Source organism: Kineosporia succinea (assembly GCF_030811555.1).
Taxonomy (GTDB): Bacteria; Actinomycetota; Actinomycetes; order Actinomycetales; family Kineosporiaceae; genus Kineosporia; species Kineosporia succinea.
Genome location: NZ_JAUSQZ010000001.1, coordinates 2,023,428 through 2,049,589 on the forward strand (window position 1 = coordinate 2,023,428; position 26,162 = coordinate 2,049,589).

The 26,162-nt window shown below is 71.7% G+C and carries 19 protein-coding genes and 1 pseudogene; 14 read left to right on the forward strand and 6 right to left on the reverse strand.

Annotation, left to right across the window (positions count from 1 at the left end; translation table 11 throughout):
- Positions 1-198: 198 nt before the first annotated feature.
- Positions 199-1,035: an HAD family hydrolase gene (locus J2S57_RS08930; protein WP_307240433.1), complete on the reverse strand. Its 837-nt coding sequence runs from the start codon at positions 1,033-1,035 to the stop codon at positions 199-201.
- A 985-nt stretch (positions 1,036-2,020) separates the two neighbouring features.
- On the opposite strand from J2S57_RS08930, the gene ssd reads away from it, so the two are divergent.
- The 5 genes from ssd (at position 2,021) to J2S57_RS08955 (ending at position 5,530) form a co-directional block, all read left to right on the forward strand.
- Positions 2,021-2,842: a septum site-determining protein Ssd gene (ssd, locus tag J2S57_RS08935; RefSeq protein WP_307240435.1), complete on the forward strand. Its 822-nt coding sequence runs from the start codon at positions 2,021-2,023 to the stop codon at positions 2,840-2,842.
- Positions 2,839-4,035 carry a TadA family conjugal transfer-associated ATPase gene (locus tag J2S57_RS08940; RefSeq protein WP_307240438.1) on the forward strand — a complete coding sequence of 399 codons (1,197 nt, stop codon included), beginning with the start codon at positions 2,839-2,841 and terminating at the stop codon, positions 4,033-4,035. Before ssd ends, J2S57_RS08940 begins: the two co-directional genes overlap by 4 nt.
- The gene (locus J2S57_RS08945; protein WP_307240439.1) at positions 4,032-4,634 is read left to right on the forward strand and encodes a hypothetical protein; all 603 of its coding nucleotides are present in this window, start codon (positions 4,032-4,034) and stop codon (positions 4,632-4,634) included. The genes J2S57_RS08940 and J2S57_RS08945 overlap by 4 nt, the downstream gene beginning before the upstream one ends.
- Complete coding sequence (locus J2S57_RS08950) at positions 4,631-5,128, forward strand: type II secretion system F family protein (protein ID WP_307240441.1); 498 nt, start codon at positions 4,631-4,633, stop codon at positions 5,126-5,128. The genes J2S57_RS08945 and J2S57_RS08950 overlap by 4 nt, the downstream gene beginning before the upstream one ends.
- Positions 5,129-5,362: 234 nt before the next feature.
- On the forward strand, positions 5,363-5,530 hold the full coding sequence (locus J2S57_RS08955; protein WP_307240444.1) for a DUF4244 domain-containing protein: 168 nt from the start codon (positions 5,363-5,365) through the stop codon (positions 5,528-5,530).
- Positions 5,531-5,636: 106 nt separating this feature from the next.
- Here J2S57_RS08955 and J2S57_RS08960 read toward each other — a convergent pair whose 3' ends face one another.
- Positions 5,637-5,975 (reverse strand): hypothetical protein, encoded by a 339-nt coding sequence (locus J2S57_RS08960; RefSeq protein ID WP_307240446.1) that lies wholly within the window; start codon positions 5,973-5,975, stop codon positions 5,637-5,639.
- A gap of 19 nt (positions 5,976-5,994) precedes the next feature.
- Between J2S57_RS08960 and J2S57_RS08965 the strand changes: the two genes are divergently transcribed.
- From J2S57_RS08965 to J2S57_RS08985, 6 genes and pseudogenes are all read left to right on the forward strand, one after another.
- Positions 5,995-6,399: a TadE family type IV pilus minor pilin gene (locus J2S57_RS08965; RefSeq protein WP_307240449.1), complete on the forward strand. Its 405-nt coding sequence runs from the start codon at positions 5,995-5,997 to the stop codon at positions 6,397-6,399.
- A 383-nt stretch (positions 6,400-6,782) separates the two neighbouring features.
- Positions 6,783-7,214 carry an Rv3654c family TadE-like protein gene (locus J2S57_RS35325; protein ID WP_370882452.1) on the forward strand — a complete coding sequence of 144 codons (432 nt, stop codon included), beginning with the start codon at positions 6,783-6,785 and terminating at the stop codon, positions 7,212-7,214.
- A 162-nt stretch (positions 7,215-7,376) separates the two neighbouring features.
- Positions 7,377-7,706 (forward strand): annotated as a pseudogene (locus tag J2S57_RS08970) (STAS domain-containing protein); the annotation flags it as partial.
- Positions 7,707-8,176: 470 nt separating this feature from the next.
- Positions 8,177-8,593 (forward strand): ATP-binding protein, encoded by a 417-nt coding sequence (locus J2S57_RS08975; RefSeq protein WP_307240451.1) that lies wholly within the window; start codon positions 8,177-8,179, stop codon positions 8,591-8,593.
- 452 nt (positions 8,594-9,045) lie between these two features.
- Positions 9,046-11,469, forward strand: coding sequence for a sodium-translocating pyrophosphatase (locus J2S57_RS08980; RefSeq protein WP_307240453.1), 2,424 nt, complete (start codon positions 9,046-9,048; stop codon positions 11,467-11,469).
- 126 nt (positions 11,470-11,595) lie between these two features.
- The gene (locus tag J2S57_RS08985) at positions 11,596-13,131 is read left to right on the forward strand and encodes a DUF7059 domain-containing protein (protein ID WP_307240456.1); all 1,536 of its coding nucleotides are present in this window, start codon (positions 11,596-11,598) and stop codon (positions 13,129-13,131) included.
- A 26-nt stretch (positions 13,132-13,157) separates the two neighbouring features.
- On the opposite strand, the gene J2S57_RS08990 is transcribed toward J2S57_RS08985, so the two are convergent.
- The 4 genes from J2S57_RS08990 to J2S57_RS09005 form a co-directional block, all read right to left on the reverse strand.
- Positions 13,158-13,733, reverse strand: coding sequence for a GTP-binding protein (locus J2S57_RS08990; RefSeq protein ID WP_231483925.1), 576 nt, complete (start codon positions 13,731-13,733; stop codon positions 13,158-13,160).
- Positions 13,714-14,007 (reverse strand): DUF742 domain-containing protein, encoded by a 294-nt coding sequence (locus J2S57_RS08995; protein ID WP_307240459.1) that lies wholly within the window; start codon positions 14,005-14,007, stop codon positions 13,714-13,716. Before J2S57_RS08995 ends, J2S57_RS08990 begins: the two co-directional genes overlap by 20 nt.
- A gap of 100 nt (positions 14,008-14,107) precedes the next feature.
- On the reverse strand, positions 14,108-14,530 hold the full coding sequence (locus J2S57_RS09000; protein ID WP_285617011.1) for a roadblock/LC7 domain-containing protein: 423 nt from the start codon (positions 14,528-14,530) through the stop codon (positions 14,108-14,110).
- The gene (locus J2S57_RS09005; protein ID WP_307240461.1) at positions 14,527-18,339 is read right to left on the reverse strand and encodes an ATP-binding protein; all 3,813 of its coding nucleotides are present in this window, start codon (positions 18,337-18,339) and stop codon (positions 14,527-14,529) included. The genes J2S57_RS09000 and J2S57_RS09005 overlap by 4 nt, the downstream gene beginning before the upstream one ends.
- 634 nt (positions 18,340-18,973) lie before the next feature.
- On the opposite strand from J2S57_RS09005, the gene topA reads away from it, so the two are divergent.
- The 3 genes from topA (at position 18,974) to J2S57_RS09020 (ending at position 26,080) form a co-directional block, all read left to right on the forward strand.
- Positions 18,974-21,778 carry a type I DNA topoisomerase gene (topA, locus tag J2S57_RS09010; RefSeq protein ID WP_307240463.1) on the forward strand — a complete coding sequence of 935 codons (2,805 nt, stop codon included), beginning with the start codon at positions 18,974-18,976 and terminating at the stop codon, positions 21,776-21,778.
- 229 nt (positions 21,779-22,007) lie between these two features.
- Positions 22,008-24,866 carry a dTMP kinase gene (gene tmk / locus J2S57_RS09015; protein ID WP_307240465.1) on the forward strand — a complete coding sequence of 953 codons (2,859 nt, stop codon included), beginning with the start codon at positions 22,008-22,010 and terminating at the stop codon, positions 24,864-24,866.
- Positions 24,863-26,080 (forward strand): DNA polymerase III subunit delta', encoded by a 1,218-nt coding sequence (locus J2S57_RS09020; protein ID WP_307240467.1) that lies wholly within the window; start codon positions 24,863-24,865, stop codon positions 26,078-26,080. Before tmk ends, J2S57_RS09020 begins: the two co-directional genes overlap by 4 nt.
- The last annotated feature ends 82 nt before the right edge of the window (positions 26,081-26,162 follow it).

Below are 26,162 nucleotides of genomic sequence, written 5' to 3' on the forward strand. Positions count from 1 at the left end.
TACCCACGCGCGAGCAGTCCTCGTGAGGACCCGTCAGGGTGGGCTTGCCCACCCGGCGAATTGACCTTGCGCGCCTGGTAGCCGAACACCGTGCTCCTGGGTGGCGGCGCCCGGCTGCGGGGCGCCGCCACCCGTCACATCGTGACCCCCGTCAGAGGATTCGAGGTGATGCGTGAAAGAGCCTGACCGAGAACAGTTCTACTGCTCCGGCCGGGAGGGCGCCCGACGCACGCGGGCTTCCTCCCGGCCGGACGGCCGTCGGGCCGTCTCCCGGCGGCGATTGCCGTACCAGACCAGGCCGGCCGCGACTCCCGCGGCGGCGGTGCCGAGTGCCGCGGTGCTCTGGGCCGGGAACTTCGGGCGCAGGCTGATCGGCCGCACGAAGTCCTGAACCGGCCAGTCCCGCAGCAACGCCTCGCGCCGCAGCCCCTTGTCCGGGTTGACCACGACCGGATGGCCGACCGTCTCGAGCATCGGCAGGTCGGTGATCGAGTCGCTGTAGGCGTAGCAGTCCTCGAGCCGGTAGCCCCGCTCGGCAGCCAGCTCACGGATCGCCTCGGCCTTGTTCGCACCGTAGGCGTAGTACTCGATGTCGCCGGTGTATCGCCCCTCCGCGATCACCATGCGGGTGGCCACGACGTGGTCGACACCGAGCAGGGCACCGATCGGCTCGACCAGCTCGACCCCCGAGGCCGACACGATCACCACGTCACGCCCGGCCGCCCGGTGCTCGGCGATGAGCGCGGTGGCCTCCTCGTAGACGATGGGCACGATCAGCTCGCCGATCGTGGTGGCGACGATGTCGCGCACCTGCTGCACCTCCCAGCCGACGACCATGCGCGAGACCTGCTCGCGGAGGCGTTCCATCTGGGTGTGATCAGCGCCACTCGCGTGGTAGAAGAAGTGGGCGTAGGCACTGCGGAGCATCGCGGAGCGCGTCAGCAACCCACCCGCCTGCAGGGGCCGGGAGAAGGCCACCGTGCTGGACCGCGCGATCACCGTCTTGTCCAGGTCGAAGAACGCCGCCTCAGCCATGCCGCTCAGGATAGGCGCACCCGGAAATCACCCGACGTACAGGCTTGACCGCTTTGTGCAAGGACTTTCATCGCGCCCGACCTGGACGGGATGATCCGGAATGCCGTCGACACAGTGTGATCACTCGTAGCAGAACTCCTTTCGAGTGTGACACAAAGTACTTGGCCGTGACCGGAACGGCCCTTTACCTGTCTCTTTCCTGTCGAGTTGCCGCCGTCCGGTGGCGTAGGTGTTGCACTCGACGCCACAGGGGGTACAGACTGACGTTGCCGGCTTAATTGCCGTGCCCGCCCGGTCCGACTCCTCCCCCCCGAGCCGGACCGGCCAGACGGCCCCCGCTCCCCCCCAGCGGGGGCCGTCGCCTTTTGCCCTCGTCGATCGACGGCTTGAGGACGCTTCGGGAGGCTCGGGCGGCAGCCTCACCTCTCCCTTCCGGCTGGTTCCCTGGCCCGGTGCCATTCGTGATCACGAAAAGGCTCATGGGGGCGGACTTGTGGGCATTCGGATTCCTTCGACCGGTTCTTTCCCCAGGGCGCGCTTTCTGACGGGTAGGGCCTGCGACCGGGGAGCCTGACACCGGAGGGTTCCGCCAGGCCGGGCCTTTACGCCGAGCCACCTTTTCCGGACCGGCTTTCCACAGGCAGGCACGACGGTGGGTTTGTCCACAGCGCCGGTCGGGTGAGCGCGGGGTCGGGGGTTGCTGGCGGAGCGTGGCGGCATGGTCTCTGCTGCGCGTTCGACGGTCCCTGCTGCGCGTCCGATGGTCTCCGCTGCGCCTTCGGCGGTCTCTGCTGCGCGTTCACCGGTTCTGCCTCGGGTCCGGGGGCCTCGCGGCTGTCTGCCTCTCCCGGCTCCAGGTCTCCCGGCTCCAGGTCTCCCGGCTCCAGGTCTACGGGCTTCCGGTCCTCGTGCCTCCGGTCTTCCCACCTCTGGCCCGCTGGCCTCCGTCGGGCAGCGTCCCGGTGGCCGGGCCGGGGCAGGTTCGGTGCCCGAATCTGCCCAGCTGCGCAAGTCCGTCGCCGCGGCCGGTGCGGCCCACGTGGTGCGGCTACCTCAGGCCGGGCACCGGCCACTGGTGGTCCCCACCGGGCGGTGGCAGGGCCTGGTCGTGGGTGTGGTCGGTGGTTGCGGCGGGGCCGGGGCCAGCGTTCTCGCGGCCGCACTGGCCCGAACGGCCGCATCGCCGCAGTCCCGGGCCGGTGTCACCCTGCTCGCCGAGATCGACCAGCTCGGCGGTGGGCTCGACCTGCTGCTCGGCGCCGAAGACGAACCCGGCCTGCGCTGGCCCGATCTCGCCTCGGCCCGCGGGCGCCTGCTGCCCGGCAGTCTCTCCGGCACACTGCCCGTGATCGACGGGGTGCACGTGCTGGCCGCTGTCCGCTCCGGACCGGTCACCGGGCTCTCCGCAGCCGCCGTGCAGGCCGTGCTCGACGCCGCCCGCTCCGAGTACGGCCTCGTCGTGCTCGACCTGCCGCGCCATCTGGACGAGGCCGCCAGAGCCGCTGTGCGGGCCGCGCACGTGTGTCTGGTGGTCGTTCCCGCCGATGTACGGGCGACGGCGGCAGCGCGGCGTGTGGTGGCGTCTCTGCGGCCGGAGGTGGACGACGTCCGGGTCGTGGTGCGGGAGCCAGGGCCGGCCGGGATCGCGGCGGACGGCATCTGCGCCGCTCTCGACCTGCCCCTGGCCGGGCTGCTGCCGACCGAGCCCCGGCTCCGTCTGGCCCTCGACCGGGGTGAGCCACCGGGGTTACGGCCCCGGGGGCCGCTGGCCGCGTTCTGCCGGGAGCTGCTCGAGGAACTCCGGTGAACCGCCCCGGCGACGGTGAGACCGCCCTGGTCTCCCGGTTACGGGGCGGCCTCGCCGGTTCCGGGCGCCCCGACCGGCGCGAGCTGGCGGCATTGGTCGCCGCCACCTCGGCCGGCCTCGGGCAGGTGCTCGGGCAGGACGACGTGCTGGCCGCCACCGAACGGGTCAGCGCGGAACTCTGGGGCCTCGGCCCGCTGCAGCCCTTCCTCGAACTGCCGGGCGTCACCGACGTACTGGTCAACGGGCCGGGCGAGATCTGGGTCGACCGGGGCTCGGGCCTCACCCGGGTGGCCTGTCCGGCCGCGCTGTCCGCCGAGACGCAGGTGCGGGCCCTCGCGACCCGGCTCGCGTCCACCGCCGGGCGACGACTCGACGACGCCGCTCCCTACGCCGACGCCCGGCTCGACGGCGGAATCCGGCTCCACGCGGTCATTCCCCCGGTCTCACCGGGCGGCACGCTGATCTCGCTGCGGGTGCTGCAGCAAGAACCCCTCACGCTCGAGACGCTGGTGTCGACCGGCTCGATGCCCGCCCGCTGGGCCGAGGTGCTGCGGGCGATGATCGCGGCCCGGGCGGCGTTCCTGGTCAGCGGGGGCACGGGCGCGGGCAAGACCACCCTCCTGGCCTCGTTGCTGTCGCTCGTCCCCGCCCGTGAGCGGATCGTGCTGGTCGAAGACGTCGGCGAGCTCCGCCCCGCTCACCCCCATCTGGTGCGGCTCGAGGCCCGGCACGCGAATGTCGAGGGAGCAGGCGCGGTTCCGCTCGAGGTCCTGGTGCGCCAGGCCCTGCGGATGCGCCCCGACCGGGTGGTGGTCGGAGAGTGCCGGGGTGCCGAGGTCCGCGATCTGCTGGCCGCCCTGAACACCGGGCACGCGGGCGGATGCGGCACGGTGCACGCCAACGCCCCGGCCGACGTCCCGGCCCGGCTGGAGGCTCTGGGGGCCCTGGCCGGGCTCACGGTCGACGCGGTGCGGGCCCAGGCGGCCGCCGCGCTCGACGCCGTGGTGCACGTGGAGCGGCGCGGAAACCGGCGCCAGGTCACCCAGATCGCGGTCGCCCGACGCGGCGAGCGCGGTGAACTGACGATGCTGCCGGCGCTGACTGCCGATCCTCGCGATCCGTCGTCCGACGGATCGCTGGGCGCCGGCTGGCCCGACCTGGCCGCCCGTCTGGACTGCGAAGGACGAGCATGAGCGCGCGCAGGCTGTCACCGGAACCATTGTCCGGCCCTCGTTTCCGGCTGGCACGGGATGACGCCGCCCAGCTCTGCGGGCGGGTCTCGGCTCTGTCCCGGGCCGGGGTCCCGCCCGGCCGGACCTGGGAGGTGCTGGCCGCGGGCCGAGGGCCGGACGCCCGGGTGGCGACCACCGTGGCCGGGATGATGGCCGTCGGCGGCACCACGGCCGAAGGGTTGCGGCTGGCCGCGTCCGGGTGCGACGGGCCCGGGGTGGAGGCGCTGGAGTGGCTCGCCGCGACGGCCGAGGTGGTCCGGAGATCGGGAGCCCCGGCGGCAGCGATCTTCGACGGTGTCGGGTCCGGCCTGCTGGCCCAGATCGCGGAGTCCGACGAGCGCGACGTCGCTCTGTCCGGCCCTCGTACCACCGCGAAAGTACTGGCGACGCTTCCGGTCATCGGTCTCCTGCTGGGTGCCGCGCTCGGGGTGAACACGCTCGGGGTGCTGCTCGGCAGTGCGCCCGGACTGGCCTGTCTGGTGGGCGGGGCCCTGTTCTGGTGGGCGGGCCGGCGCTGGACCGCCCAGCTCGTGCGGTCGGCCTCCCGGGAGAACCCATGAGCACCCGCCTGTCCCGGGCCCTGGTGCCGTACCGGCGCTCGGCCGCACCGATCCCGCGACCGGCCACCACGGTCATGCCGGGCCCACTCGTGCTCGATCTGATCGCAGCCCTGATGGAGAGCGGAGCCCCACCCACGAGCGCCCTGCACGGTGCCGGAGAAGTGCTGGCCGAGCTGGGCGACCCCCGCGGTGAGAAGCTGCTGCGGCTGGGCGATCTCATCAACGATCCGCTCCCCGGGCCGGACGGCGCCGCAGCCGACAGCACCACGGCGGCGCTGGCCGAGGCACTCACCCTGGCGGCCCGTTCCGGCCTGCCGCCGTCGGCCCTGATCCGCCGGGCGGCGGTGGAGGAGCGACGCCGCCTGGCCGCCACCCGGGCCGTGGCCGTGCACCGGCTCGAGGTGCTGATCGTGATCCCCGGAGCCGTCTGCCTGCTGCCCGCCTTCGTCCTGCTCGGCATCATGCCGCTGGTGATCAGGATGGTGGCGGGATGACTTTCGTGCTGTCCACAGCCGGTAGGAATCCGATTCCGTCCACAGGCCGGGCTTTTGCGGGGTGGTGCCAGGTGTTCACGGGCGAGTCTGGATGTGGCCGGGAAGAGGGCGGCCGACCCGGCCGGGGGCACCGGCCACGGGGAGAGGAACACGATGCGCATTCGTCACGGAGTCTCAGCAGTTCTGCCGGTCCGACGCGGGATCTCGGGTCTTCACCGTCAGTGGAGGCAGGTGGTGGCCACGGCGCGCTCGGCGGGCGAGGCGGGTGCGAGCACGGCGGAGTACGCCATGACCACACTCGCGGCCTGCGGCTTCGCCGGGGTGCTGCTGGTGATCCTGCGCAGCAGCCCGGTGAAGAGCATGCTGCTCGGGATCATCCAGAAGGCGCTGAGCCTCGCATGATCCGGCCGGACGGCCGGGGCGGCACGGCGCCGACCGCCCCGGTCCGCCCGGCGAGCCTGGCCTGGCCGGGACGCTCGACGTGGTCGGAAGGCTCGTCGGGGTGGGCTTACTCATGCCACGCGGCTGGGTCGGGACGCTCGGCGGGGTTGGCGGGGTTGGCGGGGTTGGCATGGTCGGCGACGTTGGCATGGTCGGCGACGTTGGCATGGTCGGCGACGTTGGCATGGTCGGCGACGTTGGCATGGTCGGCGACGTTGGCATGGTCGGCGACGTTGGCATGGTCGGCGACGTTGGCACGGTCGATGGGGTTGGCATGGTCGACGGGGTTGGCATGGTCGACGGGGTTGGCATGGTCGGGCGTGACCAGGCGCCGGGTGGCACCTTTCGGGTCTCGGCCCGGTCCGGCAGCGCTCCCCGCGTCGTGGCGAGACCCGTCGACGCTCACCACGTCCCGGTGCGGTCGGGTGGTTCTCGCCGAGTCGGCGCGCGGCCAGATATCGCTTCCTCAGTCTCGGCGCGAACAGGCCGGGCGCGGCGAGCGCGGTTCGGTCACGGCCGAGTTCGCGCTCCTGATACCGGCGTTCATCCTGCTCATGGCCGCGGTCCTCAGCATCCTGCTGGCCGGCGTGGCCCAACTGCAGTGCATCGACGCGGCGCGCGCCGGAGCCCGGGCAGCGGCCCGGCACGACGATCCGCGTGGGGCGGCCCAGGCGGTCGGGCCGAGAGGGGCCGTGGTGGAGGCGTCCGAGAGGGGTGATCGGGTCACGGTGAGGGTCTCGGCCGGGATACGTCTGATGCTGCCGGGGCGTCCAAAGACCGAGGTGGCGTCCGAGAGCACCGCCCAGGTGGAGCCGGAGGTGGCACCGTGATCACGAACTGGTTGTCGAGAACGTTGAGCGGTACGCCTGTCTCGGTCAGAATCCACTCGTCCGCAGCGGATCCTCGCCCCGGGAGCCCGCACCCGACCGGGGGCGTCCGCCCGACCGCGAGCGTCCACCCGACCCGGGGCGTCCACCCGACCCGGGGCGTCCACCCGACCCGGGGCGTCCACCCGACCCGGGGCGTCCACCCGACCCGGGGCGTCCACCCGACCCGGGGCGTCCACCCGACCCGGGGCGTCCACCCGACCGGGAGCGTCCACCCGACCGGGAGCGTCCACCCGGCAGGAAACCACCCGGCCAGGAACACCGGCGCAGCCGGCAGCGTCCGGACCGGTCCTTCCGGCGTCGCCCGCAGCCGTTCTGCCGGAGACGTGGGTCTCTTCCGGGGCGAGGAGTCGCCTGCCGGTGACGGCTCTTCGCGCGATCGAGGCGCCAGCACCGTGATGGCGCTCGGCCTGATCGTCGCGACGTGTCTCCTGATGTCGGCGGTGGTCACTCTCGGCGTCGCGGTCGCAGCCCGGCACCGGGCCGCGGCTGCCGCCGACCTCGCGGCCCTCGCAGCTGTCGACTCGCCGCAGGGGTGTTCGGCGGCCGGATCCGTCGCGGAGATCAACGGGGCCCGGCTCGAGGAGTGCACACCCCAGGGAAATGGCACGGTGCTGGTGACCGTGATGGTCGAGGTGCCGGGACTGGCCGCAGATGTCCGCGGCCGGGCCCGAGCAGGCCCCGGACCTGCACCGATACCCACCACAACCAGTTGGACGAGCGTAAGAACCACAAGGGGGACGGGCACTTCTCAGTGAGAGGAGGAAACATGTCAGCCAAATTGGTGACACGCAGTGCGCCGTGTAGGCCATTGGAGTGACCGTCAGATGATTGAATGCCGGAGGCGCGCCCCCATGGCGAGGGCTGAACAGAAGATTCGAGCACCGCGATACGGGCACAGGACTTCCCGGGGAGGCGATGTGGAGCTCACGGTGGCGACACGGCGCGAAGGTGTCCAGACGGTCATCAGCGTGTCCGGAGAGATCGACGTATATACGGCTCCCACTCTGAGGGAACGTCTCAACGAGCTGGTCTCGGAGGGCGAGTACCACCTGGTGGTGGACATGGGCGGGGTCGACTTCCTCGACTCGACGGGGCTCGGGGTCCTGGTCGGCGGGCTGAAGCGAGCGCGCTCGCACGAGGGCTCACTGCAGCTGGTGTGCGACCAGGAGAAGATTCTCAAGGTCTTCCGGATCACCGGGCTGACCAAGGTTTTCCCGATCCACTCCTCGCTCGGCGAGGCTCTGGCGGGTCCGCCGAACGCCGGGGCGACCACCGAATCTTCGCCCGAGCAGCCACGTCCGGACGAGCACGTCACGATCTCGCTCGACAGCACCCAGGAGAAGACGCTCGACGGCACCGCGAACGGGGAGTCCTTCAGAGGCACCCCATAACCGGGACCGGGCCGGAACCGCCCGAGTCCGGTGCAGGCCACCACGGTGCAACCGGCCACCACGGGATACCCGGTGGCCACGGGACACCGGATGGCCACGGGTCACCCGGTGGGCACGAGACACCCGGTGGGCACCGGACGACGGGCGGCGACGGAACGCCGGGCGGCCACGGGACGGCCGAGCGTGGCGAGACGACGGAGCACGACAGAGCGACCGAACACGACGAGACGACCGAGCACGACAGAGCAGCCGAACACGACGAGACGACCGAGCACGACAGAGCAGCCGAACACGACGAGACGACCGGACACGACGACCCGGCCGAGGTGGTCGGGGTCGAGCTGCGGTTTCCGCCGGCCGCCGAATACGTCCGTACGGCCCGGCTCGTCGCCGTGGCGGTGGCTCGTCGCGCCGGTCTCACCCACGACCTGGAAGAGCTGCGTCTGGCGGTGGGTGAGGCGTGTGCCCGGGCGGTCCGTCGCTGCGAGGCCGCCAGCTGCGGCGACCAGGTGACGATGTTCGTCGACGACACCGGCCCCGGACTCGTGGTCGAGGTGACTGACGTGGCCAAGACCGATCCCGGCCCGGAACCTGTGGCGCTGTCGCTGCTCGAGGGCCTGGCCGACCGCGTCGAGGTCCTTGCCCATCAGGGTGTCCCGGGTGGCCTCGTGCGCCTGGAGTGGTGGCCCCCACCGTCTTTCGGGTCCACCCCGGTCGCCCTGCCGCGAAACTCAGCAGACTGACACGCGTCCACCATCAGTCGAGCCGGCATCCGGGCCAACAGGTCGACCCACCAGGTCGAACCGCCAGCCCGTCATCAGCCGAGCCACCGGCCCGCCGCCAAGCCGACCCACTAAGCCGACCCACCGAGCCGAGCCGACCCACCGAGCCACCACCGAGCCCGCCCCAGACCACCGCTGAGCCATCTCGAACCGCTCGACGCCGTCCGGACGGCCACTTCGGTGACAGCAAACCGGTACGAATACCCACAAAGTGAAAAGAGCCACGCGCCAGACGTTTGGTGGTGCGCATCACAGTACATAGACTCCGCGAGGTGGGAACTCTCGTCGGGCTTCCGGCGTCCCACGCAAGCCAAGGCCCCGTTCCGCCCTGTCGCCTGCTCTGGAGACCACCCACCCGCGACGGGTGAGGGGGTCGCCCACGCACGCGTCGAGGAGGACGGATGCACGGCTCTATGGCTGCCACCACTACGGCAGAGGTAAATCTCGAAGGACGAAATCTGACCCTGGTGGTCGCGGTCCTGGTGATCTCGATCGCCGCGCTCGGGGTGGCGGCCGCGTTCCGCAGACTCGTCCTGGCCGCGCCCGACGGCACGCAGAGCATGGTGGAGATCGGCACCGCGGTTCAGGAAGGCGCCGCCGCCTACCTGCGCCGCCAGTTCCGCACCCTCGCCGCCTTCGTCGTCCTCGTCCTGCTCGTCCTCTTCCTGCTCCCCGGAGACACCGAGGTACGCATCGGCCGGGGCATCTTCTTCATCGTCGGTGCGGCCTTCTCGGCCGCCATCGGCTACCTCGGCATGTCCCTGGCGGTCCGGGCCAACGTCCGCGTCGCCGAGGCCGCCCGCAAGGGCGACCGCGACGGCGGCATGCAGCTGGCCTTCCGCACCGGCGGATTCGTCGGCATGTGCACCGTCGGCCTCGGCCTGCTCGGCGCCTCGGCCGTGGTGCTGCTCTACGGCGGCGACGCCCCGTCGGTGCTCGAGGGCTTCGGCTTCGGCGCCGCCCTGCTGGCCATGTTCATGCGGGTCGGCGGCGGCATCTTCACCAAGGCCGCCGACGTCGGCGCCGACCTGGTCGGCAAGGTCGAGCAGAACATCCCCGAAGACGATCCCCGCAACGCCGCGACGATCGCCGACAACGTGGGAGACAACGTCGGTGACTGCGCCGGTATGGCCGCCGACCTGTTCGAGTCCTACGCCGTCACCCTGGTGGCCGCGCTGATCCTGGGCAAGGCCGCCTTCGGCGTCGAGGGCCTGGTCTTCCCCCTGATCGTCCCCGCCCTGGGCGCCCTCACCGCCGTCCTCGGCGTCATCATCACCCGCACCCGCCCCGGCGAGAGCGGCCTGGCCGCGATCAACCGGGGCTTCGGCATCTCGGCCGTCGTCTCGGCCGTGCTCTGCGGGATCGCCGCCTTCACCTACCTGCCGTCGTCGTTCAGCGACTTCAGCGGGGCCGACGACATCGTCGCCGGTCTGGACGGCGACCCCCGGCTGATCGCCTTCGCGGCCGTCATGATCGGCATCGTGCTGGCCGGCGTCATCCTCTGGCTCACCGGCTACTACACCGGCACCGACAAGCGCCCGACCAAGGACGTCGCCGACACCACCACCACCGGTGCCGCCACCGTCGTTCTCTCGGGCATCGGGCTCGGCCTGGAGTCGGCCGTCTACACCACCGCGATCATCGCCGGCGCCGTTTTCCTGGCCTTCACGCTGGGCGGCGTCTCGATCTGGCTGTCGCTGTTCCTCATCGCGCTGGCCGGCTGTGGCCTGCTGACCACGGTCGGCGTCATCGTCGCGATGGACACGTTCGGCCCGGTCAGCGACAACGCCCAGGGCATCGCCGAGATGTCCGGTGACGTCGACGGCGAGGGCGCGCAGATCCTCACCGAGCTGGACGCGGTGGGCAACACCACCAAGGCCATCACCAAGGGCATCGCGATCGCCACCGCCGTGCTCGCGGCGACCGCTCTGTTCGGCTCGTACACCGACGCCTGGCAGACCGCCCTGGCCGACAGCGGCGCCGCCGTCACCGAACTGGGCCGCAGCTTCAGCCTCGAGATCGTGCAACCCAACACCCTGGTCGGCCTGATGCTGGGCGCCTCGGTGGTCTTCCTGTTCTCCGGGCTCGCGATCAACGCCGTCACCCGGGCCGCCGGGGCGATCGTGGTCGAGGTGCGGCGTCAGTTCCGCGAGAACCCCGGCATCATGGACCGCACCGTCAAGCCGGAGTACGGCCGCGTGGTGGACATCTGCACCCGGGACTCGCTGCGCGAGCTGGCCACGCCCGGCCTGCTGGCGGCCCTGGCCCCGGTCGCCGTCGGGTTCGGCCTCGGCATCGGCCCGCTCGCCGGGTACCTGGCCGGCGCCATCGGTGCCGGTGCGCTGATGGCGGTGTTCCTGGCCAACTCCGGTGGCGCCTGGGACAACGCGAAGAAGATCGTGGAAGACGGCCACCACGGCGGCAAGGGCTCTCCGGCCCACGCCGCGGCGGTCATCGGCGACACGGTCGGTGACCCGTTCAAGGACACCGCCGGTCCGTCGATCAACCCGCTGATCAAGGTGATGAACCTGGTCGCCGTCCTGATCGCGCCCGCCGTGGTGCAGCTCAGCGTGGGCGACGACAAGTCCGACGTCCTGCGGTACACGATCGCCGGCGTGGCGGTCGCGATCATCGTGGCCGCGCTCGTCGTCACCAAGCGTCGCACCGTCGACTACGGCGACAGCGCCTCCACGGGCCCTGCCGCCCCGGTCACGGCCGGTCATCCGGCCACGTCGGTGTCCGCCCCGAGCGCAGCGGTGGACCAGCCGGCGACCGGTAAGACGGTGGACGTCGGGGAGACGGCCCCGTCGGCGTCCACGGGACGCACCACCCCGTAAGGCGACCTCGACCGGCAACACCAGCCCGACGCGTCCTCAATCAAAACCAGCGAACCGGCCACGTGGGCACCCGACCCGCGTGGCCGGTTTCCTGTCAGCGCCGCCCTGCGGTGTAGAAACACAGGCATGACAGCTGACGTCACTGATCCCCGTAGGGGCGAGCTGGTCGAGCGGCTGCGCACCGACCTCACCGGTTTCACCGTGGACGCGGTCAACGAGCTGCTCGGGCCGGTTGCGCAGGCGGCCCTGGGCCGTGAGCAGTCGTTGCCCGCCCGACTCGCCGTCGCCCGCCGCCTCGACGAGCCCCTCGCCGCCCTGATCGCGGTTTTCGTTCTGGGGCTTGAGGTTCCGGCCCGGCAACTGGCGGCCGCCGTGCCCTCCACCGGCCTGGACGCACTCGCCGAACTCGGTCTGGTCACCCGGGCCGGCCACGACTCCGGTGACCCGGTGCGCGCTCTCGTCGACCTGCGCCCCTACGCCACCGTGGACTCCCTAGGCCCGGCCGACTGGTGGCTCGCCTCCGACCTCTCCGAAGTGTCCACCGGGCAACCACTCTCGGAAGACCACGTGCTCGGCGTCGGCGGCGCGTCACTCACGTTGGCGCGCAGCACGATCCGGCGCCCGACCGGGCGCGTGCTGGACCTCGGCACCGGCTGCGGCATCCAGGCCCTGCACGCCGCCCGGCACGCGAAACACGTGGTGGCGACTGACATTTCCGCTCGCGCACTTCACCTCGCCCAGCTCAACTGGGAACTCAACCAGGCCTCGGGCACCATTGAGGGACGCCGTGGCAGCCTTCTCGAGCCGGTCACCGGCGAGTTCTTCGACCAGGTGGTGAGCAACCCGCCGTTCGTGATCACGCCGCGGTCCACCCCCGCGGCCGCGTTCGAGTACCGCGACGGCGGTCTGGTCGGTGACGACCTGGTGCGCCGGCTGGTCGAGTCGATCGGCTCGGTGCTGGCTCCCGGCGGTGTCGCCCAGTTCCTGGGCAACTGGGAGGGACGACGCGGCGAGGGCTGGACGGACCGGGTGACGTCGTGGCTCGAGGCGTCCGGGCTGGACGGCTGGGTGGTGCAGCGAGAGTGGCAGGACCCGGCCGAGTACGCCGAGACCTGGATCCGCGACTCCGGTCAGCACCTGGGCAAGGACGCCGACGAGCTCTACGCGTCGTGGCTCGACGACTTCGCGTCGCGGGGTGTCGAGGGTGTGGGGTTCGGCCTGATCACGCTGCGGCGGCCGGTTTCCGGTGAACCGCGGCTACGCGTGGTGGAGGAACGCCGAAGCGGTCCTGGGCTGCCGTGGGGCGACGAGGTGATCGCCACGCTGGAGCGTCAGGACTGGCTGGCCGGGCACGACGACGACGCCCTGCTCGCGGCCATGCTGAAGGTCGCGGCGGACGTCACCGAAGAACGCCACCATCTGCCCGGCGCCGAAGACCCGACCGCGATCCTGCTCAGGCAGGGCGGCGGGGCCGGACGCGTGGTGCAGGCCGGCACCGCACTCACCGGATTCGTCGGAGCGAGCTCCGGCGACATCCCGGTGGGCCGCCTGATCGCCGCCCTCGCATCTCTGCTGGAGGTCGACGTTCAGGCGTTGCGGGCCGAACTGCTGAGCGATGTGCGCAATCTGGTGCGCGACGGACTGCTGGAGCCCACCGACTGACGACGACCCCGTGGGGCCGGGCCTGGTTAGGCCCGGCTCCAGGTGGCGAGCGCGTGCTCGACCACCGAGATCAGCGTCTGCTTGGCCGATTCCCGCTCTCGTGCGTCACAGACCAGGACAGGAACGTCCTGACTGAGCTGCAGCGCCTCGCGGACGTCTTCGGGGCGGTGCCGGAGCAGACCGTCGAAGGCGTTGATGGCGACCACGAAGGGCAGGTTGCGGGCCTCGAAGAAGTCGATCGGGCCGAAACAGTCTTCGAGTCTGCGGGTGTCCACCAGGACCACCGCACCGATTGCACCACGGACCAGGTCGTCCCACATGAACCAGAACCGGTTCTGCCCCGGGGAGCCGAACAGGTAGAGCACGAGCTCCTGGTCGATGCTGATGCGGCCGAAGTCCATCGCGACCGTGGTGGTGGTCTTGTTGGGCGTGGCCGTCAGATCATCGACGCCGACGCTGGCCGAGGTCATGACGGCCTCGGTTCGCAACGGCATGATTTCGGAGACCGCACCCACGAACGTGGTCTTGCCCGCACCGAATCCACCCGAGATGACGATCTTCGTCGACCGGGTGGCCCTGGTCTCAGAGCCGCTGAAGGCCACTGAGCACCCTCCTCAAGAAAGCTGGATCACGTTCGTCACCAGAAGCGTTCGCCGTGCTCAGCACCTCGACCAGACCCAGCTCGACCATGTCCGCGATAATCACGCGGGCCACGCCGAGCGGGGTGTGCAGTCGGGCGGCGATCTCGGCGACGGAGATCGTTCCCTCACACAACTCGATCACCGTGCTGTGTTCCGGCGAGAGCAAGTCGTTCATTCCCGGGTCCTGACCGGTGACCGTAGTCACCACCAGGGCCTCGAGGTCGAGGTCGTGCACCGGACGGGTCCGGCCACCGGTACGGGCGTAAGGACGCACCATCGACGGTGGCGGGTCCCCGCCCTCATGAGCTGAATAGTCGGTCATCGCGGCAATCTGCTCACATCGGTGGCAGCGAGCCGCCGTGGCCGTTGTGGCGGATCTCCGGCGACAGGTGCTGACCGACGCGGTCGACCAGCAGTGTCATCTCGTAGCCGACCAGTCCGATGTCGGAGGTCGGCGCAGCCAGAACCGCCAGCCAGGATCCGTCCGAGATGGCCATGAGAAGCAGGAAACCGCCCTGCATCTCGACAACCGTCTGGACGACCGCACCCGCGGCGAAGCACATGGCCGCGCCGTTCGTGAGGCTGCCCAGGCCGGAGGCCACTGCGGACAACTGGTCGGCGCGGTCGCGTGGGAGTCCTGCGGAACTCGCCACCAGAAGACCGTCGGCCGAGACCACGGCTGCGTGCGCCACTCCTGGTACCCGCTGTGCGAACCCGTCGACCAGCCAGGTGACGTCGGTGCCGGTGCCCGTGCTCACTGGTCCCCTCCCTGCTCTGCGGAGGAGCCACTATCGGCACCGCCGTCGCTGTTGGTGGTGAAAAGGCTTGCCCCGACCGGATTGAAGGCCGGCGCCGGGTCTGACTTCGCCCGTGCCTTACGTGCATTGGCAAGACCACGCTGGTAGCTGCCCAGCTTGCCACGAACAACCGAGGCGTCGGCCGGCTGGGCCTTCGCCGCCGGACGAGCACGCACCGGAGACCCGTCGGTGACCGCTGCCGCCGTGGAGGGCAGCAGGTTGGCACCGGGCCGGCGAGTCGGCAGACCCGCCTCGGAACGACCGTCGGTGTCCGGGGCCGACGCTGCGCGGGCGTTCGTGGCCAGCCATCGCTGGTCTCCGAGCGCCGCCCAGCGGCTGGACTGCTTGTTGCGCTCCCGCTCGTGGTCGCGCAGATCAATGATCCGCTGGTCGCCGTTCTCGACCGAGATCGAGGGGGCGGCCGGTGCCGGCTCCGAACTGAACCAGACCGAGATCTGGTCGAAGATCGGCGTCGGATCGTTGAAGTCTGATCCCGGGGCCTCGCCGATCATCGGCGCCCCCGGCTCGGACGGGCGGTAGGCCGCGGCCGCCGAGGCCCGGGCCGCCAGCTCGCTGGGCAGCTCCGGATCCTGCCACCCCTGGGTGACCTCGCCGGTGGGCAGACCCTGGTTGGGGGCTGCCCGGAACGAGCCGGTCGGGGTGGACAGCGGGTCGCTGACCGGCAGGCTGCCGGTGGCCGGGCCCGTGGTGCGGACCGGGCCGGTGCTCGGCGAGCTGTAACCGCTCGGGCCGGATCCGGAGTACGCGGCCGGACCGGACCCGGAGGGGCGGCGGGCCAGGCCGGGCAGACCGGAGATGCCGGCGGCCGGGGTGTTCTCGGCCTGGCCGAAACCACTCTCGGGCTGACCCTGGCCGTAGCCGGTGGGGCGGGCGGGCAGCTGGCGGCTGTCGGGACCCTGGCTCTGCTGCTGACCGAGCGGCTGGCCCGGTCGCGGGGCGAAGCCCAGGTCACTCCGGCCGAAGCCCTGCTCGTTCGACCCCGGGTTCTGGCTCTGGAGGGGCTGTTCGAACGGGCCCGGCTGGTTCTGGTTCTGACCGAAACCCGGCAGACCTCGGTTCTGGCCGCCCTGCCCCGGGCTGTTCTGGCCGGGGCTGTTCTGGCCGGGGCCGTTCTGGCCCGGGCTCCCGAAGCTGCCTCGCGGCGCCCGCTCACCCGGGGTACGGGTGGGCAGACTCGGGATGCCACCCGGAGTGGTCTCCGGCGGGACGTTGAACTGCGCGGCGGTGCGGCCCGACATGGGTTCCTGCCGACCGAAGGCGGCGGGCTGGTCGGACTGGTCGGCGCCGAAGCCGAAGGCGGGCGGCTGGTCCTGGGTGAACCCGAAGGCCGGCTGCTGCGGACCCGAGTTCTGACCCGGGTTGCGGCTGAGGGCGGCCGCGCCGCGCTCGGCGTTCTCACCGGGCACGGTCGGCACGTTCGGGGTGAACAGGCCGGTCGAGCCGGACTCGGCGACCTGACTGGCCTCCGGCGGCATACCGGCGTTGCCGCCCGGCACCCGACGGCGACGGGGCAGCTCGGAGTCGTCGGTCTCGGCGACCGAGCGGACACCGGCCGCGGCCTGGGCCGCGACTCCCGCCGCGGCGGCGGCCGGCGACGGGTAGCCCTGGGGCAGCTGGTCGGTCTGACCGATCTGGCCGAACGTGTCGTAGTTGTTGCCCTGCGGCTGCTGCGGGGTGATCTGCGGACGCGGCATCCCGGCGGCCGGGGTGAGCGGCCGCAGCTGCGGGTTGGCTCCGGTGGGGTTCTCGCCGGTGCTGCCCGGGGCGCCGATGACCAGCGAGGCCGGGACCCGCACGAGGGCGATGGTGCCGGACGCGTCGGGCCGGGCCTGCAGCTGCACCCCGAAGGTGCCGCGGCGGGCCAGGCGGGCGACCACGAACAGACCCATGCGGGACGGGACCTGCGTGTCGATCGCCTCGGGCTGCGTGAGGCGGGAGTTCAGCCGGTCGAGCTCGCCGGGGCTGATACCGACACCGGCGTCGAGCACCTCGATCTGCAGGCCACCGTCGGCGGTGAAGGCCGCCGAGAGCACGATCGCGCTGGAGGGCGGCGAGTACATCGCCGCGTTGTCGAGCAGCTCGGCCAGCAGGTGGACGAGCTCGCCCGCGACCGTACCGGCGATGGAGGCACCACTGACCGGCTGCAGACGCACCCGCTCGTACTGCTCCATCTCGGAGGTGGCGGCGCGGAACAGCTCGGCGATCTTGACCGGCGCGGTGGCGCGGGTGCGCACGGCCGAGCCGGCGAGCACCAGCAGGTTGTCGTTGTAGCGGCGCATCCGGGCGGCCAGGTGGTCGAGCCGGAAGAGGTTGCGCAGCTGGTCGGGGTCCTGCTCCTGGCTCTCCAGGTTGTCGATGATGGCGAGCTGCTTCTCCACCATCGACTGGCTGCGGCGGGACATCGACACGAAGGCCTCGTCGAGCGCACGCCGCAGGCGCACCTGCGCGGTGGCCAGCCGGACCGCCTCGGCGCCCAGGTCGTCGACCGCGTGGGCCACCGCGAGGGTCTCCGGACCGGGGTTGAAGTCGGCCGGGAGCACGGGCGGCAGCGAGATGTCGGCGCCCACGCCGTCCTGCTCGATCCGGGCCACCGCGGCCGGCAGCTGCACGCTGGCGACCTCGACGGCACCGGCGCGCAGACGGCGCAGGGGGGCGGTGACAGTGCGGGCGATCGTGGTGAGCAGGGCGCTCACGACGATGATCGTGAGGAGCACGGCGCCGGCCACCAGGGCGACCCGGAAGAGGGCGCCGGTCTCGGAGTCCTGGGCGGACTTGAGGGTGAAGCGGGCCGTGTCGGTGGCGACCGACTCGATGTTCGCCAGCCGCTTGGAGGCCAGGTCACCGAAGTCGTCGGGGTCGGCGAAGTTGGTCTTGCCGGTACCGAGCGAGCCCTCCAGCGCCGAGCGCCAGCTCTCCATCTTGACCGTGGTGTCGGACAGTGCGGTGAGCTGCTTGTTCTGCTCGGTGGTGGCGACCCGCTGGGCCTGCACCAGGCCGAGCTCCTGCTGGGCGATGAGGCCCTCGAGCTCACGGATGCTGGCCGGGTTGACCTTCGCCTGACCGCTGAAGGTCTTCGAGAACACGACGATCTCGTTGGCCGACGCGAAGCCCATCTTCGTGACGTTGGTGAAGACGGTCGCGGAGGAGATCGTGGACCGGCTGTTAGCCGTGACCGCCATGTCGGTGGCCAGGCCGTCGGGCAGGTTCTGCACGTACGTGAACAGGTTGTTGTTGCGCGAGCTGAGTTCGTTCAGGCTCGAGCTGGTGTTCAGCGTGTCGTCGGCGATGCGCGAGTCGATCGTGGCGCGGGTGTTGGAGATGTTGTCCAGCTCGCCGAGCAGGTTGCGCGCGGTACGCGGCAGCGTGGAGCCCGAGCTGTCCCGCGCGGCCAGGTCTTCCAGCTTCGGGCGGATCGCCGCGATCTCGCTGTCGGTCTGGTCGCGGAACTGCTTCAGCTGCTTGGCCTCGGTGTGCGCAGCCGGCATGCCGAGCTCGTTGAAGAGCACGCGGCTCAGGCGCAGCGCAGGCTCCATCAGCTCGGCGTCGAGCCGGGCCGTGTGCGCCTTCTGGTAGGTGCTGGCCAATGACGCGACCAGCACGCCGCCGCCGATGAGCAGCACGACGAGCGGAATGGTGACCAGAAGCGTCAGCTTGCGGCGGATTGACCACCCGGCAAGCGACGAGCGACGGGGGGCGTCCGGGACGCTCTCGACGTCGGCCCCCGGTTCGGCCGAACCGTGTCGCGGCACGCGATCCTCCCTGCGGCCACTTTCAAGTGGCATCCGGTAATCTGGCCGTCCGCTCAGTGACCTTTTCGTGTCGTCGTCGACACGGTTGATCCCAGGCATTTCGGCCCACCTCGTTGTCCAGCGTGTGCTGATCGTGGCAGAAGGTCTCGCCCAGAGGCTACGTCCCGATACCGGCCTTCGACGAACCCGGCCTCGACCCACGCGGCCAACATGAGGGCCCTATTCTTCGCACTCGTGCTCAAATCACCCTAGCGCCTCGACGCAACCGCACGGCAAACTCGGCCGACGCCGAAGCCCGCGGCCTGGGCAAGCGCCATTAAGCGGCAAAGAGTGTGACGCGTAACACACTCGGATGGCCTTGCCCGGTTTGGGCCGGGGGTGGCCAGTCGTCACTTTGCGTGTCACTCTCGCAACGGCGACGTGATCACCGTCGAGGACCGTGGGCAGCCACGGGCCCCGCTCACGGGTTACGGTGCTTCACCGGTGCGCGTTGTGTAGCGTCCCGCCGCAGCCGCGTTACCGGGAGTACACCTGTACCCGGCCGGTGAAGGAGTCCGGCTGATGCGGAGCCAGGTACCCGGGCGGGAACCGTCGGGTACGCGTCAGGAAGAACTGCGTCAGGAAAGGTGAGCCTGTGGCCGCCAGCAAGACCGCGACCGGTAGGCGGCTCGTGATCGTCGAGTCGCCGACCAAGGCCCGGAAGATCGCCGAGTACCTCGGCCCGGAGTTCGACGTCGAGGCGAGTGTCGGCCACATCCGCGACCTGCCGCAGCCGAGCGAGCTGCCGCCGGAGATGAAGAAGGGGCCCTTCGGCAAGTTCGCCGTCGACGTGGAGAACGGCTTCGAGGCCTACTACGTCGTCGACGCGGACAAGAAGAAGAAGGTCAGCGAGCTCAAGCGGGCGATGAAGGACGCTGACGAGCTCTACCTCGCCACCGATGAGGACCGCGAGGGCGAGGCCATCGCGTGGCACCTGCTCCAGGTGCTCGAGCCGAAGATCCCGGTGCACCGGATGGTCTTCCACGAGATCACCCGCGAGGCGATCCGGCGCGCCCTGGAACAGACCCGCGACCTCGACGAGCGACTGGTCGACGCCCAGGAGACGCGGAGGATCCTGGACCGGCTGTACGGGTACGAGGTCTCCCCCGTGCTCTGGCGCAAGGTGCGGGCCGGCCTGTCCGCCGGACGGGTCCAGTCCGTCGCCACCCGCCTGGTGGTGGAGCGCGAGCGCGAGCGGATGGCCTTCCGCTCGGCGTCGTACTGGGACATCACCGGTGAGTTCGCGGCCTCCGAGGGCCACGCCCAGGCCGGCCGCTGGTTCGAGGCCCGCCTGGTCAGCCTGGACGCGCGACGTGTGGCCACCGGCCGCGACTTCAACGACGTCGGGCAGCTGACCTCGGCCGACGTGGTGCACCTCGACGAAGAGGCCGCGAACGTCCTGGTGCGGGCGCTCGACGGGGCCAACCCCGACGTGCGCAGCGTGGAGGAGAAGCCCTACCGGCGTCGTCCGGCAGCCCCCTTCACCACCTCGACCCTGCAGCAGGAGGCCGGGCGCAAGCTGCGGCTGTCGGCGAAGCAGGCCATGCGCACCGCGCAGTCGCTGTACGAGAACGGCTACATCACCTACATGCGTACCGACAGCACCACGCTGTCGGACCAGGCGGTGAACGCCGCCCGCACCCAGGCGTCCGACCTGTACGGCCCGGAGTACGTGCCGGCCAAGCCGCGTGTGTACGCCAGCAAGTCGAAGAACGCGCAGGAGGCGCACGAGGCGATCCGCCCGGCCGGCGATCACTTCCGCACCCCCGCCCAGGTCTCGAACGAGCTGCGGGGTGACGACTTCCGGCTCTACGAGCTGATCTGGAAGCGCACCGTGGCCTCCCAGATGGAAGACGCGCGCGGCTCCACCGCGACGATCCGGCTGGGTGCGCGCACGAACGACGGACGGGACGCGGTCTTCGGTGCCTCCGGCACCGTGATCACCTTCCGCGGCTTCCTGGCGGCCTACGAGGAGGGCCGCGACGAGGAGCGGCACACCGGTGACGACGACGAGCGCCGCCTGCCCGAACTCACCGTCGGTGACCAGCTCGACGCCCGTGACCTGACCGCCGACGGCCACACCACGTCCCCGCCTCCCCGCTACACCGAGGCGAGTCTGGTGAAGGCGCTGGAGGAGCGGGGCATCGGCCGGCCGTCCACCTACGCCGCCACGATCAGCGTGATCGTCGACCGCGGTTACGTCGGCCACAAGGGCAACGCCCTGGTGCCGACGTGGCTCGCGTTCGCCGTGACCCGGCTGCTGGAAGAGCATTTCGGTGGCCTGGTGGACTACGACTTCACCGCCTCGATGGAGGCCGACCTCGACCAGATCGCGGCCGGTGAGCAGGACCGCAAGGAGTGGCTGGCGCGGTTCTACTTCGGCGACGGCTCGGCGAACGGCACCCCGGGCGCGGCCCCCTCGGCCGGCCCGGACGTGATGCACGGGCTGAAGCCGCTCGTGGACGACCTGGGTGACATCGACGCCCGCGACATCAACTCGGTGCCGCTGGGTGAGGGCATCGTGCTGCGGGTCGGTCGCTACGGCCCCTACCTCGAGGTCCCGGGCGAGGACGGCGAGGCCAAGCGGGCCAGCGTGCCCGACGACGTCGCGCCCGACGAGCTGACCGTGGAGAAGGCCCGCGAACTGCTCGAGACGCAGGCCGACGGGGACAAGGAGCTGGGCACCGACCCGGACACCGGGCACCAGATCGTGGCGCGCAACGGCCGGTTCGGTCCGTACGTCACCGAGGTGCTGCCCGAGGACGCGCCGAAGTCGGCCAAGCCGCGCACCGGAAGCCTTTTCAAGAGCATGGACCTGCAGTCCATCGGTCTGGACGAGGCCCTCAAGCTGCTCTCGCTGCCGCGTCTGGTCGGGGTCGACCCGGAGACCAACGAGGAGGTCACCGCGCAGAACGGCCGTTACGGCCCGTACCTGAAGCGCGGCACCGACTCGCGGTCGCTGGAGACCGAGGACCAGCTCTTCACGATCACGATGGACGAGGCGAAGGCGATCTACGCCCAGCCGAAGCAGCGGGGTCGCCGGGCCGCGGCGCCGCCGCTGCGTGAGCTCGGGGCCGACCCGGAGACCAGCGCGCCGATCGTGATCAAGGACGGCCGGTTCGGCGCGTACGTCACCGACGGCACGACCAACGCGACCCTGCGCAAGGACGACGAGGTCGAGTCGATCACGCTGGAGCGGGCGGCCGAACTGCTCGCCGAGAAGCGGGCGGCCGGGCCGAAGAAGAAGGTCACGAAGAAGACCACGGCCAAGAAGACGACCGCGAAGAAGACCACGTCGGCGGCCAAGAAGACCACCGCCAAGAAGACGACGGCGAAGAAGACGACCACCAAGAAGGCGGCCTCGGCGGCTACCAAGAAGGCCGCCGCGAGCTCCGACTAGACCTGGTTCTCGCAGCTGGCCAAGGGTGGACGCGGCGGTCGGGTTCGGGACGGAAGTCCCGGTTCCGTCCCCGGGCTCCCGGGTACCGCGCCCACCCTTGGCTGAGCACTCTTCGGGGGACACCGTTCCGTGGTCACCGGCCCGTACCGTGCGGAACTCACGGGCCCTCGCTGGGCGGCGCGGGTGAAGGTTTCCCAGGACTGTCCGGGGTGGCCGTTACCCTGACCGAGTGACAGCCAGCGGACACCACGAGACCGGGCCCGGCCCTGACCCCGAGACCGCGGCGGCATCGCGCGGGCCGTTCTCCCGGGCGCTGGCCGTGTCCTCGTTCGGGGGCTGGCTGGGGCTGCTCGCCGTCACCGCCACGGCGGCCACCCTCGCCGACGTCTCCTACGCCCGGGCCAACCTGGCCGTCGCCGGTGTCCTGGCCCTGTGGCTCGCCGGCTGGCTGCTGGCCGAACCGGCCGCGGCCGCCCTGGCCGGGCGCAAGGGCCTGCTGGCCGGGGCCGATGTGCTGCGCGCGGTGCTGTTCGTCAGCATCCCGGTGCTCGGCTCGTTGAGCTGGGTCCTGATCGCCGCCGTCCTGCTCGGTGCGCTCAGCCAGGTGGCGCGGCGTGCCGCCGCCACGACGCACCCGGCCGTGGTCTTCGGCCCGGCGCCGTTCGCGGGCCTCGCGTTCTCCGTCCTCGCCCTGGCGAACGGCCTGCTGGCCGGGCTGGCCGGGCGGTTCGCCGACCATCCGCTCGACCTCACGCTCACCCTCACCGCGCTGGTGCTCCTGGTCTCGGCCGGGCTGAACGCCCGGGGCCCGCTCATCCCGGCCGGCGCCGGTGCCGCCGGTGAGCCGGCGCTGCCCGCGTTCGCCGCCGGGCGTCCACTCGTCAGCTCCGTCCCGGCCGCGAAAGGCCTGGTCACCGGCATGCTCGCGGCCTTCGCGGCGGCCGGTCTGGTCGCCGGTCTGGCCCAGACCTACGTGCGTGACCTGGGTGCCGGGCAGCCCGGTTTCGGGATGCTGTTCGCCGCTGTCGTCGCCGGCCTGGCCCTCGGGCTGAGGGTGGCTCCCGGGCTGCTCGGGGGCTTCGCCCGGGCCCGGCTCTTCGCCCTCGCCCTGATCGCGACCGGCCTGTTCCTCGCGGCGATCGCCCTGATCCCCAACATGGTGATGGCGGTCCTGCTCACCGTGGGCCTGAGCATCTGCGGCGGCGTCGTGTGGGGCACCGGCGGCGCGCTGCTCGGTCTGGCCGTCGACGACACCGTGCGTGGCCGGGCCTTCTCCTACCTCGGCGCCGCGGCCCAGATCGCGCTGGTCGCGGTGCTGGCGATCGGGCCCGCCCTGGCCGCCGGAATCGGCCGCCACACCTTCAACTTCACCGACTCGCACTCGCTCACCTACAACGGTGCCGCGTTCGTGTTCCTGATCGCCGCCGTGCTGGCCGTGGCCATCGGGGTGGCCACCTACCGCCGCACCGACGACGGCACCGGTTCCGGGCTGCGGCACGACCTGCAGGCGCTGCTCGCGGCCCGCCGGGCCCAGCCGGTCACGCCCCCGGCGCCGGCCGAGTACCCCGGCGTGTTCGTGGCACTCGAGGGTGGCGACGGCAGCGGCAAGTCCACCCAGGCCCGTCTGCTGGCCGACTGGCTACGCACCGACCAGGGTCACGACGTCGTGCTCACCCGGGAGCCCGGCGCCACCCCGCTCGGCGTGCGGCTGCGTGAGGTGCTGCTGGGCAACGCCTCCGAGCTGGGCAGCCGGGCCGAGGCCCTGCTGTTCGCGGCCGACCGGTCGCACCACGTCGAGGCGGTCGTGCGGCCGGCGCTCGAGCGCGGGGCGGTCGTCGTCACCGATCGCTACATCGACTCCTCGGTCGCCTACCAGGGCGCCGGGCGTGAGCTCGACGGCGACGAGGTGCAGCGCCTTTCCGCCTGGGCCACCGGTGATCTGGTGCCCGCCCTCACCGTTCTGCTCGACGTCGACCCGGTGATCAGCAAGGCTCGCCGGGCGCGCGACGCCTCGCGCACGGGTGAAGACCGGCTCGAGTCCCTGGCCGACGAGTTCCACGACCGGGTGCGGGCCGAGTTCCTGGCCCTGGCCCGCCGGGCACCGCACCGCTACCTGGTGGTCGACGCCGGGATGGGCCCCGACGAGCTGCAGCACCTCATCCGCGAGCGGGTGCGGCAGGTGCTGCCGGTCTCGGCGCGCCGCCGCGCCGAGCTGAACGAGCGGCTCGCCGACGAAGAACAGGCCCGCGAGCGCCGGGCCGCCGCCGAGGCCGAGGTCCTGCGGATGGACGCGGATCTCCGCCGCCGCCGGGTGCTCGAGGCCCGCGAGCGCGAGGAGTCACGGCGCCGGGCGCGCGACGAGGCCGAGCGCCAGCTGCAGCACGAGGCCGAGCGCGAGCTGCGGTCCGAGGAGTCACGGCGTAACCGCGAGGAGGTCGACCGGCGGGCCAGCGAGGCGGCGGCCGCCGCGGCGCTGGGGCCGGTCACCGAGCCGGTTCGGATGCCGGGCCGCTACCCGGCCCGTCCCGACGCACCGACGCAGGTCGTGCCGCCGGTCCGGCCTGACGAGCCGACGCAGATCGTGCCCCCGGTGCGTCCCGACGAGCCGACGCGTTCGGTCCAGCCGGTTCAGCCGGTTCAACCTTCGCCCCCGGCGGCGCCCCATCAGCCGGGTCAACCGGGTCAGCCGGGCTACCCCGCTCAGTCGGGTCAGCCGGGTCCGTCCGGTCAGCCGGGTCCGTCGTCCACGGGACCACAGCCGACGCAGCCGCCCGGTGCCCAGCCGCCCGCGCGTCCCCAGTCCGCCGGACCCCAGCACCCCGATGCCTGGGCTCCCCCGCCGACCCGACCGACGCGTCCGCAAGCCCGTGAGCCCTACGCGGGCGACACCAACCCGGTGCCACAAGACCGCCCCGCCCGCCCCGCGCGCCCGGAGAGGGAGTCAGCGGCTCCGCCCCGCACGATCAGCCTGCCCGAGATCGAGCTGCCCGAGGGCGATGACGACGACGAGCAGACCGGCGACCGCACGATCAACCTCACCGACGACGAGAACGGCCCGATGCGGCGACGCGGACGGCGTCAGGCATGAGCGTCTGGGACGACGTGGTCGGCCAGGAGGCCGCTATCGGGATCTTCCGCCAGGCGGTCCGCGCGGCCAACGAGATCGTGGAGGCCGGCAGCGGGCTGGGGCTGAACTCTGACGACGACGGGCCCGCGGTCTCCGGCGGTATGACCCACGCCTGGCTGATCACCGGTCCCCCCGGATCGGGCCGGTCCACCGCGGCCCGGGCGTTCGCCGCCGCGCTGCAGTGCCTCGAGGGTGGGTGCGGCGTGTGTCATGCCTGCACGACCGCCCTGACGGGAGCCCACGCCGACGTCAGCCTGGTCGCCACCGAACACGTTCAGCTGCGCGTCGATGACGTCCGCCCGCTGATCCAGCTCGCGCAGCGCAGCCCGTCGGCGGGGCGCTGGCGGGTCATCGTGATCGAAGACGCCGACCGGCTCAACGACTCCTCCGGCAACGTGCTGCTCAAGGCCGTGGAAGAGCCTCCGCCCCGCACGGTGTGGCTGCTGTGCGCACCGGGGGCCGACGACGTCCTCACCACGATCCGGTCGCGCTGCCGACGCATCGGGCTGCGGATCCCGCCGGTGGCCGCGGTGGCCGACCTGCTGGTGCGCCGCGACGGCGCCGACCCGGCCATCGCCGCGTTCGCCGCGCGCTCCGCGCAGAGCCACATCGGGCTGGCCCGCCGGCTCGCGCTCGACGAGGCTGCGCGCATCCGGCGCCGCGAGGTGCTGAAGCTGCCGCTGACCCTGCGCAGCGTGGGTGCGGCGGTGCTCGCCGCCGGGCAGCTGGTCGAGGTGTGCGCCGAGGAGTCGAAGGCCCGCACCACCGAGCGCGACGCCGAGGAGAAGGCCACGCTGCTGCGCTCGCTGGGGGCCGAGGGGCTGTCCACGCTGCCCCCGGCCGTGCGCAGCCAGGTGAAACAGCTTGAGGAGAACCAGAAACGGCGGGCCACCCGGGCCCAGCGCGACGTGCTCGACCGCTCGCTGATCGATCTGCTCTCGCTGTACCGCGACGTGCTCGTGCTGCAGCTCGGCGCGACCGGGCGCGAAGACAGCATCGAGCTCGTGAACGCCGAGATGGCCGATCTGATCAACGCCGAGGCCCGGCAGAGCACCGCCACCTCGACACTGCGGCGCATGGAGGCGATCGGTGTCGCCCGGGAGCGGATCGAGGCCAACGTGTCGCCACTTCTGGCCCTGGAGTCACTGATGGTGCAGTTGCGTCCGGCTGCCTGATTTCTCCCGGGCCCCTGGCGCCCCCGCCGCACAGTCATCTCCGATAGCGTTCTGAGTCCGGTCGAACACCAGGCATGCCGAG

What these genes read in the sequence shown, in the direction of transcription:
- J2S57_RS08930 (WP_307240433.1), bottom strand. Translation starts at nt 1,035, where the DNA reads ATGGCTGAGGCGGCGTTCTTCGACCTGGACAAGACGGTGATCGCGCGG.
- J2S57_RS08945 (WP_307240439.1), top strand. Translation starts at nt 4,032, where the DNA reads ATGAGCGCGCGCAGGCTGTCACCGGAACCATTGTCCGGCCCTCGTTTC.
- J2S57_RS08950 (WP_307240441.1), top strand. Translation starts at nt 4,631, where the DNA reads ATGAGCACCCGCCTGTCCCGGGCCCTGGTGCCGTACCGGCGCTCGGCC.
- J2S57_RS08980 (WP_307240453.1), top strand. Translation starts at nt 9,046, where the DNA reads ATGGCTGCCACCACTACGGCAGAGGTAAATCTCGAAGGACGAAATCTG.
- J2S57_RS08985 (WP_307240456.1), top strand. Translation starts at nt 11,596, where the DNA reads ATGACAGCTGACGTCACTGATCCCCGTAGGGGCGAGCTGGTCGAGCGG.
- J2S57_RS09020 (WP_307240467.1), top strand. Translation starts at nt 24,863, where the DNA reads ATGAGCGTCTGGGACGACGTGGTCGGCCAGGAGGCCGCTATCGGGATC.